The 16,413-nt window shown below is 27.3% G+C and carries 23 protein-coding genes; 3 read left to right on the top strand and 20 right to left on the bottom strand.

Features of this window, described 5'->3' with window-relative positions:
* Positions 1-95 precede the first annotated feature (95 nt).
* The 10 genes from N4A40_12900 to N4A40_12855 all read right to left on the bottom strand — a co-directional run bounded on the left by N4A40_12900 (position 96) and on the right by N4A40_12855 (position 8,651).
* Positions 96-1,637: an AAA family ATPase gene (locus N4A40_12900; protein MCT4662753.1), complete on the bottom strand. Its 1,542-nt coding sequence runs from the start codon at positions 1,635-1,637 to the stop codon at positions 96-98.
* A 2-nt stretch (positions 1,638-1,639) separates the two neighbouring features.
* Complete coding sequence (locus N4A40_12895; GenBank protein MCT4662752.1) at positions 1,640-2,920, bottom strand: hypothetical protein; 1,281 nt, start codon at positions 2,918-2,920, stop codon at positions 1,640-1,642.
* A 341-nt stretch (positions 2,921-3,261) separates the two neighbouring features.
* Positions 3,262-3,846, bottom strand: a complete 585-nt coding sequence (locus tag N4A40_12890; GenBank protein MCT4662751.1) for a polymorphic toxin type 24 domain-containing protein — start codon at positions 3,844-3,846, stop codon at positions 3,262-3,264.
* A gap of 273 nt (positions 3,847-4,119) precedes the next feature.
* Positions 4,120-4,392, bottom strand: a complete 273-nt coding sequence (locus tag N4A40_12885) for a hypothetical protein (GenBank protein MCT4662750.1) — start codon at positions 4,390-4,392, stop codon at positions 4,120-4,122.
* Positions 4,393-4,474: 82 nt separating this feature from the next.
* A complete protein-coding gene (locus N4A40_12880; protein MCT4662749.1) occupies positions 4,475-4,981 on the bottom strand; it encodes a hypothetical protein in 507 nt (168 codons plus the stop codon).
* A 77-nt stretch (positions 4,982-5,058) separates the two neighbouring features.
* On the bottom strand, positions 5,059-6,087 hold the full coding sequence (locus tag N4A40_12875) for a hypothetical protein (GenBank protein MCT4662748.1): 1,029 nt from the start codon (positions 6,085-6,087) through the stop codon (positions 5,059-5,061).
* A 26-nt stretch (positions 6,088-6,113) separates the two neighbouring features.
* A complete protein-coding gene (locus N4A40_12870) occupies positions 6,114-6,518 on the bottom strand; it encodes a hypothetical protein (GenBank protein MCT4662747.1) in 405 nt (134 codons plus the stop codon).
* A 14-nt stretch (positions 6,519-6,532) separates the two neighbouring features.
* The gene (locus tag N4A40_12865) at positions 6,533-7,369 is read right to left on the bottom strand and encodes a hypothetical protein (protein MCT4662746.1); all 837 of its coding nucleotides are present in this window, start codon (positions 7,367-7,369) and stop codon (positions 6,533-6,535) included.
* A 95-nt stretch (positions 7,370-7,464) separates the two neighbouring features.
* Positions 7,465-7,965: a hypothetical protein gene (locus tag N4A40_12860; GenBank protein ID MCT4662745.1), complete on the bottom strand. Its 501-nt coding sequence runs from the start codon at positions 7,963-7,965 to the stop codon at positions 7,465-7,467.
* A 134-nt stretch (positions 7,966-8,099) separates the two neighbouring features.
* Positions 8,100-8,651, bottom strand: a complete 552-nt coding sequence (locus N4A40_12855; protein MCT4662744.1) for a hypothetical protein — start codon at positions 8,649-8,651, stop codon at positions 8,100-8,102.
* 158 nt (positions 8,652-8,809) lie between these two features.
* On the opposite strand from N4A40_12855, the gene N4A40_12850 reads away from it, so the two are divergent.
* On the top strand, positions 8,810-9,043 hold the full coding sequence (locus N4A40_12850; protein ID MCT4662743.1) for a hypothetical protein: 234 nt from the start codon (positions 8,810-8,812) through the stop codon (positions 9,041-9,043).
* Positions 9,003-9,692 (top strand): hypothetical protein, encoded by a 690-nt coding sequence (locus N4A40_12845; GenBank protein MCT4662742.1) that lies wholly within the window; start codon positions 9,003-9,005, stop codon positions 9,690-9,692. The genes N4A40_12850 and N4A40_12845 overlap by 41 nt, the downstream gene beginning before the upstream one ends.
* Positions 9,693-9,759: 67 nt before the next feature.
* Here the strand turns inward: N4A40_12845 and N4A40_12840 are convergent, their stop codons facing one another.
* The 7 genes from N4A40_12840 to N4A40_12810 all read right to left on the bottom strand — a co-directional run bounded on the left by N4A40_12840 (position 9,760) and on the right by N4A40_12810 (position 13,927).
* On the bottom strand, positions 9,760-10,152 hold the full coding sequence (locus N4A40_12840) for a hypothetical protein (protein ID MCT4662741.1): 393 nt from the start codon (positions 10,150-10,152) through the stop codon (positions 9,760-9,762).
* 33 nt (positions 10,153-10,185) lie between these two features.
* The gene (locus N4A40_12835; protein MCT4662740.1) at positions 10,186-10,554 is read right to left on the bottom strand and encodes a hypothetical protein; all 369 of its coding nucleotides are present in this window, start codon (positions 10,552-10,554) and stop codon (positions 10,186-10,188) included.
* A gap of 46 nt (positions 10,555-10,600) precedes the next feature.
* On the bottom strand, positions 10,601-11,731 hold the full coding sequence (locus N4A40_12830) for a GGDEF domain-containing protein (protein MCT4662739.1): 1,131 nt from the start codon (positions 11,729-11,731) through the stop codon (positions 10,601-10,603).
* A complete protein-coding gene (locus tag N4A40_12825) occupies positions 11,731-12,303 on the bottom strand; it encodes a DUF6037 family protein (GenBank protein ID MCT4662738.1) in 573 nt (190 codons plus the stop codon). Before N4A40_12825 ends, N4A40_12830 begins: the two co-directional genes overlap by 1 nt.
* A 68-nt stretch (positions 12,304-12,371) precedes the next feature.
* Positions 12,372-12,776 carry a hypothetical protein gene (locus N4A40_12820; protein ID MCT4662737.1) on the bottom strand — a complete coding sequence of 135 codons (405 nt, stop codon included), beginning with the start codon at positions 12,774-12,776 and terminating at the stop codon, positions 12,372-12,374.
* A gap of 21 nt (positions 12,777-12,797) precedes the next feature.
* The gene (locus tag N4A40_12815) at positions 12,798-13,397 is read right to left on the bottom strand and encodes a hypothetical protein (protein MCT4662736.1); all 600 of its coding nucleotides are present in this window, start codon (positions 13,395-13,397) and stop codon (positions 12,798-12,800) included.
* Positions 13,398-13,438: 41 nt separating this feature from the next.
* Complete coding sequence (locus N4A40_12810; GenBank protein MCT4662735.1) at positions 13,439-13,927, bottom strand: hypothetical protein; 489 nt, start codon at positions 13,925-13,927, stop codon at positions 13,439-13,441.
* Positions 13,928-14,154: 227 nt separating this feature from the next.
* On the opposite strand from N4A40_12810, the gene N4A40_12805 reads away from it, so the two are divergent.
* Positions 14,155-14,319 carry a hypothetical protein gene (locus N4A40_12805; GenBank protein ID MCT4662734.1) on the top strand — a complete coding sequence of 55 codons (165 nt, stop codon included), beginning with the start codon at positions 14,155-14,157 and terminating at the stop codon, positions 14,317-14,319.
* Positions 14,320-14,424: 105 nt separating this feature from the next.
* Here the strand turns inward: N4A40_12805 and N4A40_12800 are convergent, their stop codons facing one another.
* From N4A40_12800 to N4A40_12790, 3 genes are all read right to left on the bottom strand, one after another.
* Complete coding sequence (locus N4A40_12800) at positions 14,425-14,919, bottom strand: hypothetical protein (GenBank protein MCT4662733.1); 495 nt, start codon at positions 14,917-14,919, stop codon at positions 14,425-14,427.
* Between the two features lie 81 nt (positions 14,920-15,000).
* On the bottom strand, positions 15,001-15,192 hold the full coding sequence (locus N4A40_12795) for a hypothetical protein (protein MCT4662732.1): 192 nt from the start codon (positions 15,190-15,192) through the stop codon (positions 15,001-15,003).
* A 59-nt stretch (positions 15,193-15,251) separates the two neighbouring features.
* A complete protein-coding gene (locus N4A40_12790) occupies positions 15,252-15,680 on the bottom strand; it encodes a hypothetical protein (protein MCT4662731.1) in 429 nt (142 codons plus the stop codon).
* Positions 15,681-16,413: the final 733 nt, after the last annotated feature.

Genomic DNA, 16,413 nt, shown 5'->3' with positions numbered 1-16,413 from the left:
TTATTATACCATAAAAACTCTATTGTGTGTTGTAAAGTTTCAGAAAAGATACGTTTTCGGAATGTTTTTCCTTAGCTTTCTTTACCAATCTATTTTTATTGGACTCTGCCCCTATTTATAATATATCTAAATACTTTATCCTCTATAAGCCTTTTGATTTCTCTTAAATTACTATGAACCATGAGTTCCTCTACGTACTCATTAATATTAAATTGTGATATATCAACTTGTAATCGCTCTTGAATATCATTTAACAATTCTTCAGAATAATTAATAATGAATCCTTTTTTAGTTATATTATTTAATTGCTCAAAAAAAACTTTCATATCAAATCTTGACCTTAATGGTTCTGGTATATGATTCTTAAAAGTTGTTTTATCTAAATTCGAGGTGAAAATTATAGTGTATCCATTTAAGTCATGAATTTCTCCTTTTCTATCTGTAAATTGTCCGTCCTCTAACAATTCATAGAAAAAGTTATATACGGTAGAGTCCGCTTTTTCAAACTCGTCTATTAAAATGATCCTTGAGTCAGAACTCTTAATTTTATTAATAAGCTCTCCTCCTTCATCGCTTCCGATATAACCTAATGGCGAACCAATTAGACTGTTTAAAACACCTTGTGATGAATAATTTCCAAAATTAATTTTCACCTGATTTTCATTAGGATACATTATTTTTGATAGCATTCTTGCTACTTCTGTTTTACCGATTCCAGATGTTCCACAAATGAATATTGACTGAATTTTTCTTCTTCCTAGCTTATTTAAATAATAAAAGTTGATAAATGAAATTTTTAAGTCTTCTTTAAATTTGTTATGTCCATAAAGCTTCTTTGAGAACATATCACAGTTTTCGACTATCTTTTCAATTGACATTTCTTTCTTCTCTACTACTTCCTCTACTTCTACTAATGTCTCTTTCATTTCAACGATATCTGATAATGATTTCACTTCATCAAATACAAAAGGAAAACTTGCAATAATATCTTCTACTTTTGATTCATCTACTATATACAATATTTCTTTAACTTTAGGAATTTCTCTAAAAAATGTTTCTATCATAAAACAGGAAAACTTATTTTTAACTAGATCTTCCGCAAGACTTGTTAAATCAATATATACAATATCTTCAACCTCCATAATTTCTGATAAATTCTTTAGAGTCATATTTAAGTACTTATCAAAAAATATCGAAAAACTGATTAATGATTCTTTCTGAATCACATCTTTTATTATTGCTACATCCTTATAACTATATAATACCGGTTCGAAAGTATATGTTTCACTACTTAGATTTTTGTTATCTGATAAATCAATTACTTCATCGAAGAAATTAAATAGATCTTCTACTAATTCTTTATGAAGGTCTTTTCTAATTGAGAAAAAGGTTTCATAGTCTAGTTCCGATAATTTTTCGTATATCATTCTTTCTACATCTGTGAAGAAATATTTACCTTTCTTTTTATCCTCATATATACCTGTCAAATCTATTATCTTATCATCATAACCATATCCATATTTAGACTCATAGTTTTCTAAATAGGTTGAACTAAAGCTTACCACACTACGATTCTTATATTCTTCTTCAACTTTTTTTAAATTATTTTTATCATAAACTATCAAATTACAAATCATCTCTAGTCCTCCGTAATATTGATTTCTTGAATTATTGCTAGAACATCTATATAATGATAGATCCCTTCTGTTTTTTTGTGATGCATGTTAAACTCTTTAAAACTATCATTTGTTCCTACAATACTTTTATCTGGTATAGGAAACTCACTCGATGATAAATCATCCCCTTTAGCTGTTACACTAATTACTTTTGGAGTACTTTGATTAGTATCTGACATAGATTGTAAAAACTTTGATGAAATGCTATTAAACCCACTAAAATCAACTTCATCCCTGTATATTCCGACTACACTAAGCTCACCAAATTGTAGATCACTATGAGAGTAGTCATTTTCAAAATGTTCCTTCTTGTTATACGGGAGCCTAATTATATAGTTCTTGTTATCTACAGAAAATGTATAGTCAAAAGTAAAATCACTTAACATTTCTTCTATAACTCGATTAATATTTAAATCTAACTCATCAGGAAATAATTTTTGGTTCATATTACTATCTTTAAACACATTTAGAAATGTAATAGTATCATCAGCATTTATTTGTTCTAAACTTATATTATTAAAAAGAACAAGATCTCCTTTTTCTGCAGAATTATTATCTTTATTATTTTTTTTGACATAAGAATATATTTTCTTCAACATAATAGATTTAGTTATCTTTACATCGAATTTTTCGAACACAGTTTTCTTAAAATTCTGCTCATGCTCATTATGTACACCAAATACATTGTTCTTCTTACCAAACGATAAATTTCTTCTGTTCTTTATCTTCTCCTCTGAATCTCTTTGATTTTCAACAGATTTCATAATACGATTATCTATAAGCATAGCAATTTCATGTACTTTTGAAGTATTTATATAGAATAAATTAAAAAGGCCCTTAGCAGATTTGTTTCCTTCTCCCTGCTTCACTTTATTATTAATAATCTCTTCTTTATAAATTAATAAAATAAACAATGTGAAAACCACTGATATACATTTGCTGTAACCATTATATAAAGACTTAATGATTGGAAAATTAGAATATACAGCTAGTATTATTATTGACAAGGCCGACCCATAAATTATGTCATAATCCTTTGATAAATTTTTAAATATATGTTTAAAAATGTATAATATACCCAATGGTAAAATTATTATCCATCTTTCTACTGATGTTCCTACTAACAAAACTATTATGTTATACGATTCAATCGTAAACCACGAAGGTATAAATAACCATAACACCGTTTTTAACAACTTATATAATTTACTTAATAATGTTCCTTCTACTATTCTCATAGACATTATCTTCACCTCTCATAATAAATTTCTCTATATTGAAAAAATATAAAATAGCTTCAATTAGATTATTAATCACTCCTTCTGCACCTTATAATCCTAAGATTGTTCTAATTACTATTCTATCTATAGCACTCACTTTAATCACTACTTTTCAAAATAGTTGATTCCAAAGAATGATGTTTATTTTACATTAGAAATACTATTTACTTATTTTGTATAGATTTTAATGAGTAAACGTAGAAAGAGCCATTGGATTTCTTTCTATAAATCCAATGGCATTTTTCATTACATATAGCAAATTTAAGGTAAAACTTTCCATAGTCTTAATAATCAATTATTTCTGATTATGAAACTAAATAATTTGTTGATAAACTCTCTATGTATGCCTTATAATGTTTCATTGCTTCTTCATTACTTCCTTTTTCAATAAGTTCAACAGAGTATTCTACTAAATCCTTAAAAATAGACGTCCAAATTTCAGAATTATTATCTAAGGTGTTGATTTTATCTGTTATTAATGGTGCGATATTATAATATTTGTCAATCAATACCTCACCATCTACACGAGATTTCATATAAGTGTCCCGAAACCCTCGTAAAATTGTCAACTCATAGCAATCATCCGGCAGACCCAATGATTTTACACAAGCTGTTGTAATAAAGCATCCGGATCCTGAACTTGAACCTGGTGTTTCACTATCTGTAGTTTTTCTAACATGACCGTTTTCATGTACATGAGGTGTATCTACTCCACCGTGAGATTTTCCAATACCATCATATCCTTTAACTTCTTGAAATCCACTTGGATTACGGCTATTCTGCTCATAAGTTCGATAATTTGTTGTTGTACCATCAGAATCCTTTTTAAATGTAGAATGATCCCCAGTAGCCTTAGCACTTGGTCCAAGTTTATTTGATGATCTACTCATAATATTCCCTCAGAATTCTATACTATTTTCTATAAGTTATATTTTTGTTCATTATATAACTAACTATATATTAACATTTTTTTCAATTAAAACAAAATGAATTATAATAAAAACTCATAAGAGCTCAGATTTTTAGGATTCAAACAGACTTAAAAGTATTGGTTTAATACTATTAATATTGGTTTTTCTGCTATAAAAGTAATAACACCACTAAAAGTGTAACTATACAATATAGTGGCATTCTACTATTTCAATATTAATTTTGATTATTCCTTAGTAAAGTAAATGTGCTCTATTTTCATATGTCTCGATTAAAGCAATATCTTTAAGTGAAAAAATCCCTAATATTTCATCCTCTTCATCTAAATAATCTGTAGGATATAATGTTAACTCCTTATTTTCACTCAATAATGTTGGTATACCGATTATTGTAGTTCTGTCTTTTAAAGTCAATCTACAAGTCCATCCCATTTGAATGATTCTATTAATCCATTTTATTAAACCTTTATTTTTTGAATTATCATCTTCAGTTTCAAAATTTAGCATTTTTATTCCCTCTTCAACTATAGTAATCTATTGAAAGAAAACTATAAGTAATTCTTAAGAATACTTGTTTACATTATTTTTATTACCATCTCTTCTTTTTTATATCCCTAGTTTCTCTACCTCTTTGTGTTGAAATAGCACCGCCTGATGCAAATCTTGACATGCCACCACTAATAGAACTAATACCAGATTTATGAACACGTCCATGAGATAACTTAATTAAAGTAATTACGATTATCAATGGAACAATTCCTACCATGCTCAAATCTCCACTTGTTACTTTGACAATGCTGTAAGTAATCGTATTATGATAATTATATGAACTATAAATAATAAATTTTAATGAAGTAAAAATTAGAAATAGTGTTGTAAGAAGTAATATCATAGGATGATTAGTGTTTTTATGTGAACTAACTACTAACAATCCCAAATCAATAGTCACCAATAAATAAAATAAATCGGTAAATAGAAATATAGTGCTTATTAAATAATCAGGAATTGATATCCCTATATAGACTAAATAAAAAATAATTATACTAACAACTAATAATGTTAAATATGCCAAAATTACTGACCTTTTCCTTCTCATAATAACCTCCATTATACTTTCTTATTAAATCTATTAACCACATTACTACAGTTTTCATTTAATTAAAATATTCTACTCTATTCCAGTAAATTTTTATCACGGGCTAAATTAAAAAGCTCTTGTATCTCCCATATTTTTTTAACTGGAATTAACTTACTATATTTTTTAAAGAAATCCCTTTCAAACATTCTTATGCAGTCTCTTTTGTAATCCTCATATACTTTTACTTTTGAATAATATAGCTCTGCTACTAGTTTCAAAGTATTATCTATCATTTTTTTATCAGAAGTACTTAACGGTACAGAAATATCATACACATCTGAATGATAATCTCTTATGCCTAATATCTGGTATAATTTATCCAACGAATTCCATATGCAAAATTTTTGAACTTTTCGTATTTCATCTGGTTTTAAATATATTATTGAAGTTATATAATCAATTAATAAATCAGCAAAAATATCTCTTCGTTGATCGGTATGTTCTGGCATTGGCTGAATAGACAACTCTGTCATCAAACCGAAATTTTCTTCTAGTATAGTATAATTATAATCTTTAGGAGCTTTTCCTTCTTGGACTAATAATGATGATTGATATTTTAAAATAAAGCCTTCTAAATCACTATTATATCCTGACTTAACGCGGTACAATTCTTCTAAGAATACCTTTCTGAATGTATTTTGTTTACCTTTTATTAATTCGAATATCGGTATAAGATTTTTTGTTGAGAAAGATAATGCCCTCACCAATTCTGGGTCAATTATACCTAGATTCTCTATTTGATAAATACCATAGTCTTTAATAATGAATTCTTGTAGATTTTTTATATTCCGGTTAGTGTTTATGGCTTCAACTATATAATCTTTACGACTGGTATTCTCTATTTCAAATGGTTGACTTTTTTCTATTTCTTGTCTTATTTCAATTAAAGTATTGTACTGTTCTTTAATTCTAATAATGTCATTTTTTAATGTAGAGTATTCTTTCTTAAGATTCTCCAATTTATCTTTATCGCTCTTTAGACGTAAGTATTGCTTCTCTTTTTCCTTATAATCTTTATAACTGTTATAAAAATTTATAAAAGGTTCAATAAATGATAATTTCATATTGTTACCTTCCTCCCCCTAATGATTCAACTTAAACTTATTAACCATAGTACTACTGATATCGTTAGAATTTCTCTTACTGCTAACCATGAAATAAATGTTGGGTACTTTCTTTCAATTTCAAGTGCACTGTCTCCTAAAATGCTTAAATACTTTATACATTCATCATAATTAGTTGTCTCTAGATCAATATAAGAACTTGTATTTTCAATCTCATATTTAAGTTCCTTCAAATAATCTTTTTTTGAAATCACATTTAGTATCCATCTTTTCTTCTCATTAAAATCTTTAACGATTTCACTTTCTAACTCTTTGGTAGCCAAGCTATTATGATTTTTTACTATCTTTTTTCTATATCTATATATTTCTCTTATTAATTGATTTAAGGCTATTATCTTCTTTCTAGTCTTCATTGGTATAATTAATTGCATGATATCTTTGCCCCCTATTTTTTATATTTATCATTAATTCCTATAAACTTATAGATTACACCCTTCATATCTTCAAGTATTCCTAGCTCATACTCCAGTTCAGAAGTATAGATCTTCTTTACCCATGGGTTTCCCTTTTCATGTCCATACCCTTTAAATATATATCCTCGACCATATAAAACATCCTTGAAATTATAACTATTATATGCCAGTATATATCCCTTAGATTCTACTTCAAAGTCCCTACTCTTAAAACACTTTAGATTTTCCTTGGCAACTATTTTTGAAACAAATGTAAATTCTTCAATTACTTCATCTGAAGATAATTCTCTACACCATGATTGTTCTATAGGAACATATTTATACCCTCTTCTACTCCATGTTTCTTTAAGAATATATGAGTTATTAATTTTAATGATGTATGTATCTGGTTTATACTCCTCTTCTGGAGCAAACTCTTCTTCTATTGGTCCATGATGTTTTATTAGGATCCTGATGTCTCTAATGTGTTCTAAATCATCATTTACTATAATTCCCATTCTAATTGAAGTTTCTAATAGCTTTTTATATATCTTATAAAAGCTTTTCTTATGTCCTGTTGTCGAGAATAGACTATACTCTACATTGTGAGCTAGTTCATGAACACACGTTTTTACTATATTATTAGTTTTTCTACTATGATTAAACACTTTAATTTCAGACATTGAACCATCCTGCGGATACGTCCAATGTCCATGTTTAGAATTAAGTTCCTTATTTATAAGAGTAATCCTATACTTATTAAATTCAACCCCTGGATATGTTCGTTCAGCTATTTCATCCAACATATGTTTTACCAATAAATTTAACATAGTTACTCACCTCTTATTACTGCCCCACATCTCATTTGATAAAATAATCCTTGTTTAGAGCTTTATTTATCGTTTTACCTAGGACAAATTCTTTATTAACCTCTGATTCTAGAAGGTTTACGCTCTCCGTGTGTAATTCTAACCTCATCAGCATTCATACTTTTGAAATCAATAATATTACTCAAATCTTCTTCATCGCTAACCTCTTCATCACAAAACTTAAACGCACTAATCCATTCTTTAATAGCTGATAAGCCAATGACATTCTCCTCATAAAGTGCTTCATGGTTCTTACTAGTAAACGTAATTTTTGATTGTAACAAATCATATAGCTTTTCACTGCAAACATCGCAAATCTTTATTGAAAATATATGACTGTGTTTATCTTTAATGCTATCTCTTATTGATAAAGAGACTTCTAAATTTCCTAACTCTCCTGGTACCATAAAAATAATATTAATTTCACCTTTATTATCCCTGACCCATACATCTAAAAAATCTATGTATTCAAAATCATTTCTAACTATATTATCTAATGATTTTAGTTCTTCTATATTTTCTTTAACAATATGCATATTATAACAACCAGTAAACATAACAACCTCCTTCTAAACATACGTTTGCTTTATAAAACAATTATAACACAATATATATATTGTGTTATAAGATTTTATAATATTAAGTTTTATTTTGTACTATGATCAATATTACTTAATTAATATAAGTAAATTTATATTTTCGTTTGTTTAATTCTATTACTCATGCTAGACAAATACGAATCGTTATATAAAGACAATATCATTGTATCTACATTATCTATATCACTAATATCAATTAATTTACTCTTATTTGGTGATATTTTATACTCCTTGCCATACCATATTTTTTCTACTCCAGGAATATTAACAACAGTTTTTCCAGAGTAATAAAAATCTGGTAGCGATTGTACAAAATTTTTATCATCCGAAAGTGATTCTTTTTCTACATATGTTCTTTTAAAAAAAGACAGTTGCAGATCTATAACTTTACCCTTATATACATTAAAAACGGTAGGAAACCTTGTTATAATGCCATGATATATTACATATAACGAACCCTGATATATTTGGGTTTTTATATCAAAATTGTGGTATAGTAACCGTTGAACTATCATTGGTATGTATTCTCTATTATAATTATCTTTTAAATTTTCACTTAAATACTTACTTGTTTTTTCTAAAAACTGCATGTCTATTCTTCTTAAGCTCCTTAAGGCCTGTCTTCTACTACTAATATTGCCCATTATAAAACCTCCATATATACTACTATATTTATTCATAATGTTATTTTAACATAGTTTTATGAGAATTTACTTTTACTTTACTCAATTCTTTTTTTCAGATGGTAGTATATAAAAAAGGCATATTGCAGTAATTTTTTTCCTTGAAAGGAGATGTTAAAATGAAACTTAAATCTGTATTATCAATATTACTATTACTTATGTTATTCACAACAAGTAATACATACGCTGAATACAATGGAATCAACTTCACCGGGACTGAGAAAATCACATTTGATAATCAATCTGATTTTCTATACTTTGAGTTTGACGAAGTATCTAATGCAAAAGAGTATGTTATAGCCGTAAAATCAAATGAAAAAAAAAGTCGGAAAAAAATTAATAGTATATACTAAGAATCCATATGCCAAACTTACTGCTAAAGATTTAAAGCTCTCTTCAAGAAGAACTAACAATATAAAAGTTTGGGTTGGAGCATATAACTATAATAATGAAAAAATTGCTCAAAGAACTACTTACTATTCTGCTTCTAAATCTACTACCACTGAAAAACTTAGTAACCTTAAAAATGATATTGAGGAAGTATATCAAGAGTTACTTGAACAACTTGAGCAAGTAAAAGAAGATATAGAAAAGGTTGAATTTACTATTCAAATTTTAACTGAGGTACTGGATGTTGCTGATTCAAGTTTAGAAATGAGTAATAACTCAATTGACAAAGGTATTCTAGACGGTTTAGATTCCATTAATGGCCTCTCTATAGTTAAGGGGATAGATGCTAAAATCGAAGTTCTAATATCTACCTTATCTATGGCTCAAGACTTGGAAGATGCTTTCAATTATAGTAACCAGTCTAGAGAATCTCTTGATAACTATCATACAAAAAATATTTGGCTCTATAGAGATATGCAAGATGCTATCTCATCATACGAAGAACTAAAATTACTTCTTGATGAATTTTATAATCTGAGCAACGAATATGAAAAGTTAGATTATAGCTCAAGAAAAATAAACTTCTATGATTCAATTTACAAATATCTATAATACTCATTATATAAAGAAAGAACAATTCCAATAGAAATTGTTCTTTCTTACTTATATACTTTTAAGATTACTGACAATAGGATTGAAAATAAATATAAAATCCTTGTCCCCAAGAATCTATTAGCCATTTGACTTTGTAATCAAACTTTTTAATCAAATGCTCATAAGCTTTCGAGTTAAGCAACTTATCAATACATTCTTCAGGTTTGTTTAATCTTTTAAATTCTTCTACCTCACAGAGATCTAGTGTTTCATCATCTCCGTAAAACAATGTAGGTAATATAAATTCATATATATCCTCTTCATCTGTTTTTTCAAAAACATCACGAATTTCAACCACCGTACTAGACGACCAATCAGTTCCATCTGTATCTTCATCAGCAGTTTTTAAATAATAACAATCATCATATGGAACATGACATATTTCATAATTCCTTATACAATATAGTGATTCACTCATTCTACTTATCTCCTATTTTATACTTCATAACTATCAAATGTTATGGCCCTCTTGTCTGTTACGATAACCTTCTAAAAATATTATCGTTATTGCTGATAATGTATATGCTAGTGCAACTGTTTTGATACTAAATATCATTTCGTTATATGTTATAACTCTTTCAACAATAGGTATATTGATTTTATAACCCATTTTATACATTATAATTAAAGACCCACTTATAGCCCCTACTGGTAAAGTACTACTTAAAATAATATTACTATTTCCGTCCTTAGTGTTAATAGTTGCGAAAATTAACGCAAACTGTAATATTACACCCAAATCCCAAATCGTAGATATATACCATCCAAGGGCTAACATAAACAGTCCTAAAATTATGACTTTTATTTCTTTATTTCTCATAGCATAATTCTCCTCTTTATTCTCTTATTTTAACTTATAATTTATTTTACCTGGCTATATTATATACAGTCACACAATTTCTGCCTTTAGCCTTAGAAATATATAGAGCTTTATCAGAACACTCTATAAGCTTTTTACTGCTCAGTGCGTCACGAGGATATTCTGACATTCCAAATGATGCTGTAACAAAACATGTTTCTATCTTACCATCAACTTCCATTGAAACAGGCATTTTAGATAAACCTTCTCTTAGAATTTCTAGTCTAGGTAATATTTCTTCATTCTTAGATCTAGGGAAAAATAACATAAACTCTTCTCCACCATACCTAGCTATATAATCTGTATCTCTAAGGTTATCTTGAAAATACTTAGCTAAACACCTTAATACCTCATCACCAAAAAGATGGCCATAGGTATCATTGAATTTTTTAAAATAATCTATATCTAACATTACAAGTGTATAGGAATCCCCAGAATTAATATGTATTTCATTTTCCTCTTCCATATGTCTAAGCATATATGCTCTATTATATATCCCTGTTAAACCATCTTTAAGAGCCATAGAAACAATCTTATCATCATAAATAAAGTTTTGAACTACCATACTGGTATTTTCAATAATTATATTAAAAAAGTCCTCTTCAAAACCTTCCCGTGGATTCGTATTATTTGAATTTTCTATTACTAAGGCACCTATCATACCTTCATTGCTTTTTAATGGAATCATATAGTAATATTTTATCCCTCTTCTTTTTGCAAAATCATATTCTAATTCCATATTAGAAGAGGAATAAGCAATCGCCTCTTGACCTGCAGTAAAATTATTTATACTTCTTCTAGTAAAAATTTCTAACTTTTTAAGTTCTTCAGGTTCTCTAATATTTGATGAAACAACATTGAAGTCAGAACGATCATCTACCAATAACAATGTGCAATAATCTACATTAAAATAATTACAAAAGACACTTACCAATTTATCACATGATTGTTTTATAGGAGCCTTTTCCATTGATACAGCAAGTATTTTAGAAAGTATTATATTCTTTTCAGTATCCACAGCTTTTTCTCTATAAATTTTACTGTCCGCATCTATCTTCTTTATTAAATTATCTTTCTTTTTTAGTACCATAGTTTGTATAAGTACCACTGCTGATAACCCTGCTACTGTATATAACATTAGTCACTCCCCCATAGAAAATAATCTTTTCTATCACCATTTTTCGCTGTCCATCTACTACTAATATTATTTCTTTTGCACATTGTATATGCTTCTACCCCTAAATAGGCCTTTGTTTTCTGTAGATTTTCTTCTGAAACTTTTTGATTAACATGTTTATTGTCTAGCCATCCGAAGAAATATATTTTATCTTCATTATTTCTTGTATCATGTCTTATACCATCACTAGGTAAATACTTTTTAGTGCTGTCTACATTATGAGGAATTTTTCTATTTAACAATTCAAAAAAGTAGAATGGCTTAAACTTTCCATCTTTACTAAATTTTAGTTCAAGAATTTCACAAAGTTTTAAGTATTCTTCAATATACTCTGTAATTTCAAATCCCTTTTTTACCTCTTTTTCAAAATAGAAGTTTTTTTCTAAAACTCCAAAAGATAATTTATTTGGGATACAATCGATAAAGTATAACACTTCAAATTCTACTTTATTATAAACAAATTTAAACTTACATCTCTCCAAATTATTTTTACGCATATCAGCATACAATGGTTTTAATCCATCTAATATCATATATATCACTCTCCCATAATTTTTTTGTATACCATATCATAATTTATCTACATCAATAATTTCAAGTTTTATTTATTATCTTTATTCAAATTCTCTAACCCAAAGGCTATAAGCTCATTTAATAGCTTATTATTTGAGCCGTCATTATTCTCTTTATATCTTTTATACTTAATTGTGTTATCTAGAGTTAATTTTAGTAATACACTTTTCTCAACAAGCTCTTTAATTACTATGCTCTCCTCTTCTTCTGATAATTCATATTCAATTTCACTCTCAGATAATGATAGTAATAATTCGTTATAGAACTTATTAGGTGCATCCCGATAATCAATTTTATCAATTCTCATTTCAGTAAAAGTAACAATGATCATGTTTTCTCTAAGAACAACTTCATAATTTATTTCAGCATTCTTTTCCTTAATCTTTCTTAATATATCAGCATTATCTTTATCTAATCTTAACGATATTTTCATGTAGTCCTCCTTTCTATTTAGCTATCTCTTTATACGCCTGAAAATTCTCCTTACATTAGGATCGCAATCACATAAAGCATCATAGTCTTCAGCAAAGTCTCTACAAAAATACATTAACCGATTATCATCAGACAATACATAATCAAGTACAGTATAATGACTTAATTTATCTAAAATATCATATTTAGGTTTCAATTTGTTAGTCTTTAGTAAATACTTTAGAACTTCTTCCTTTAAAAAATATTTGTTCTTATATACATCGTAAGAAAGAGGAAATAATTCTCCTTCAGTAATTGATTCTCCAAATTCTCCTTTTGAACCCCAAGTATGTAAGGTACTTTTTGCAACTGCACCATCACCATACCTATCTAATAACATATTAATACTTTGATATGATATATATTTTTTTAATTTCTCCTGTTCTTTTATGATCCCTTTTAGAGTATCAAAAATAGCTTCAGCTTCTTCTAATTTCTTTTCTAATTTTTCAAACCCCTTAACAAATTTCTGATTCTTAATGATTTCTTCTGCTTCATCTTTGCTAAGAATTTCAGTATCTTCAAATATATCTAATACCCTTCGCTCCAAATCCGAAGAATCTACTTTATTGAAATTAAACATCACTTTTACATTCCCTTCTTAAAACTAAGTCTATGTTCATATTAGTCAGCATAACTAACTAACATATTTGACAATATTTCTTTCTGATTTCTTGATGAGTCTTTTACTTCCGTAATAAATAATTCATAGGTCAATAAATTTTCTTTTATACGATCCGATAAATCATCATATCTATAACCTGCGAATAAATAATCTGAGAACTCATTTAATACTATTTCAGAATTTACAAAACTAAGTATTATAGCAATTAATTTTTCTCCATAAATTATTTTTCTTATTATCTTCAATTCATCTGGTATCGTCTCCAAAGTTAGAATTATTTGTGGAAGTGGCACTCTATGAATAATGCAACTTATTACTTTATAAATTTCTTCATCTGTAATAGTCGATATGCTTTCTTTATAATCGATATCTATTTGATTGCTATTATACCAATTTAAGAAATCTAATACGCTGTAGATTCTCTTACTGATTTTATCTCCATAATCTACTTCAACATTTGTATAATTAGAGCAACTTGTTTTATCCATTAATATCTCCTCCATTTCTGAAATATATGTATGTGTTCGTTTTAAATACTACTAATATTATATCATAAATCTTATCTACTATATATAATGTTTCTTGTTTGATAATGTTATTCCTTAAGGTTATAAAAACCGAATTTTTATACAAAACTATAATTTCTTGTTAGCTGTTTTGTTTTTTTGTAGGAATTAGAATATAATATTCATAAAGATAAAGTAGGGAGGGAAATATGAACGAAAAAGAATGTATCTATGTAGGTCTAAATAAAGCAGAGCCTGTTATAATTTATAACTTTTTTGATGATTCGAATAAAAGTTCTAATACCATTTCAATTGGAACATCAGGAAAAGAAAAAGATCATAAAATATATATAAATAATGATATTATAAAGTAGAAAGTCTATAAGATTAATCATATTGATTTCATCTGTTATTCTGGGGCTGTGAAGCCCCATTTTTAATCTAATCATAAATGCTATAATTTTCATGCATTCCAATACTTAGCTTTCACTATTATTAGAAAATCCCTTTTCACTGCTCCCTTTTGGTACGTATATATCAATACGCATAACTATACCATTGGTTTCGGTAAATTCTCTATACCTCTCATCAATTGTATTCATAAATATTTTTGAATCATCTATTCTTTTTTTCCATGTTATTCTTATATGAGGTGTATTAGTATTTTCATCATATTCATAGTAATTAACATCATCTTCGCTAAATTTTACTGCTTTGCTACACCCCTCTTTTAACGTTTTTAACATTACAACATATTCTTCCTCTTCTTCAACTTCTCCAGAAATACTAAGAATACTTCCTAACATAGAACCTTCCAATTGCGTATCCTTATTTATAGATTCTATCTCTATATCTTCTTCAAATATCACCGTATTTGAAGAGGACTGGTAATCAAAAAAATGATATAAAATTGATACTATAATGATTACCACCGCTAAACCCATTTCTATAGATAATTGATTTGAACTTCTCATATAACTCTACCTCACCTTTTCAGTTTATATTGTTACCACTATCTTTCTTTATCAAGTTAATTTACTTGAACTTTTACTACTTCAAAACAAAAACCCTGGAGGCATAAAAAACACAAAACCAATATATGGAAAAATAAATAATGCCATGATAAATAAAACAAATCCGATAAGTTGTTTGTCTATTAGATAACAAAAAAGAATAAATGTAATACATGAAAGTATGAATATGGCTGTTGTTATAGCTCCTTGACTTGGAATATAACTATAATTCATATATTCTCCTCCCTTTATTTAGTTTCGAAAACCATTTTTACTAGTTTATTACTCATTGCCTAACCTATAATTATTTTAACTACAAAGTACACAAAATAATTTGTAGTAATATATGAAGAAGTTAATACCGCTCCTACACCAATAGAAAATTTTATAATATCAGATAAATCTTCATTAGACTTGATAAATATTTTTTCGAAAAGCATCTTTATGACTTTATACAATACAGCACTAAGTAATATCGTAGCTAAAAGAATAGATATTTCAACAATTGTGTTATCTAAAAATCTACCTTTGTAACTTTCATTTAATTTCTCCATGTACTCACCAAAATCATCATATAATGATATATTAGGTTTGAGTTTTTTCTCCCTACTTTGTTCTATCAAATAATATACGTTTTCTATATTAAAGATTTTTGTGAACTTAATAAGAAGAAGAAGAATTAAAACCACTGATAAACATACTATAAGAAAAAGTACTTCCATATCATCACCTTCTTTCTTAAAACTTTAATATCAATAACCTATGAGTTGTTTTGTTTTTCAAATCCTCACCCTCCTTTTTGCACTTTGTAATATATATAATTTCGTTTTATACAGATATAATTTTACGATATAAATCGAATTATGTCAATATATAACGTTGTAGTTTTAATTCTTGCCATAAACATTGATAAAACTAACTTTCGCTATATAGAATCAATTTTACAAAACATATTGATAATTTCCGTTATCAATATGTTTTATAGTTTTTCCAATAAATTAGTGTTATAATAATATATAAAGGAACGTTAGTTCTGATAAATTGATTATTAATCATAATTTTACTAAATATAGGTTTATAATGATAATGTTCCAAAATAGTTCTATATATGGATAATTGCTAATTATGTGATTTTTTAATTTTAATGAGCATTCAATAAAACCGGAAATATTAGATAGCGGTATTTGTACATCGTCAAAGACTATAATTAAAATTGCTTTTAACCTGTTCAATAATTATCCCACAGATACTTTACTCAATTGCTTTGATGGTTTAGATGATTACAATTTTAGACTTGTTATGAATGCTATATTATTAAGATTAAGTAGAAAGGAGTATTTGAAAATAGATAATTATGGACCTATTAATAAAATATAAAAAACTAATGAGAACTTTAAATATCATATGTATTCCATCTATGATAATTGGAGTTTCAGCTATATGGTTAAGATATTG

The sequence above is a fragment of the Tissierellales bacterium genome (assembly GCA_025210965.1).
Classification (GTDB): domain Bacteria; phylum Bacillota; class Clostridia; order Tissierellales; family JAOAQY01; genus JAOAQY01.
This window is presented reverse-complemented; position numbering and strand designations above follow the sequence as displayed.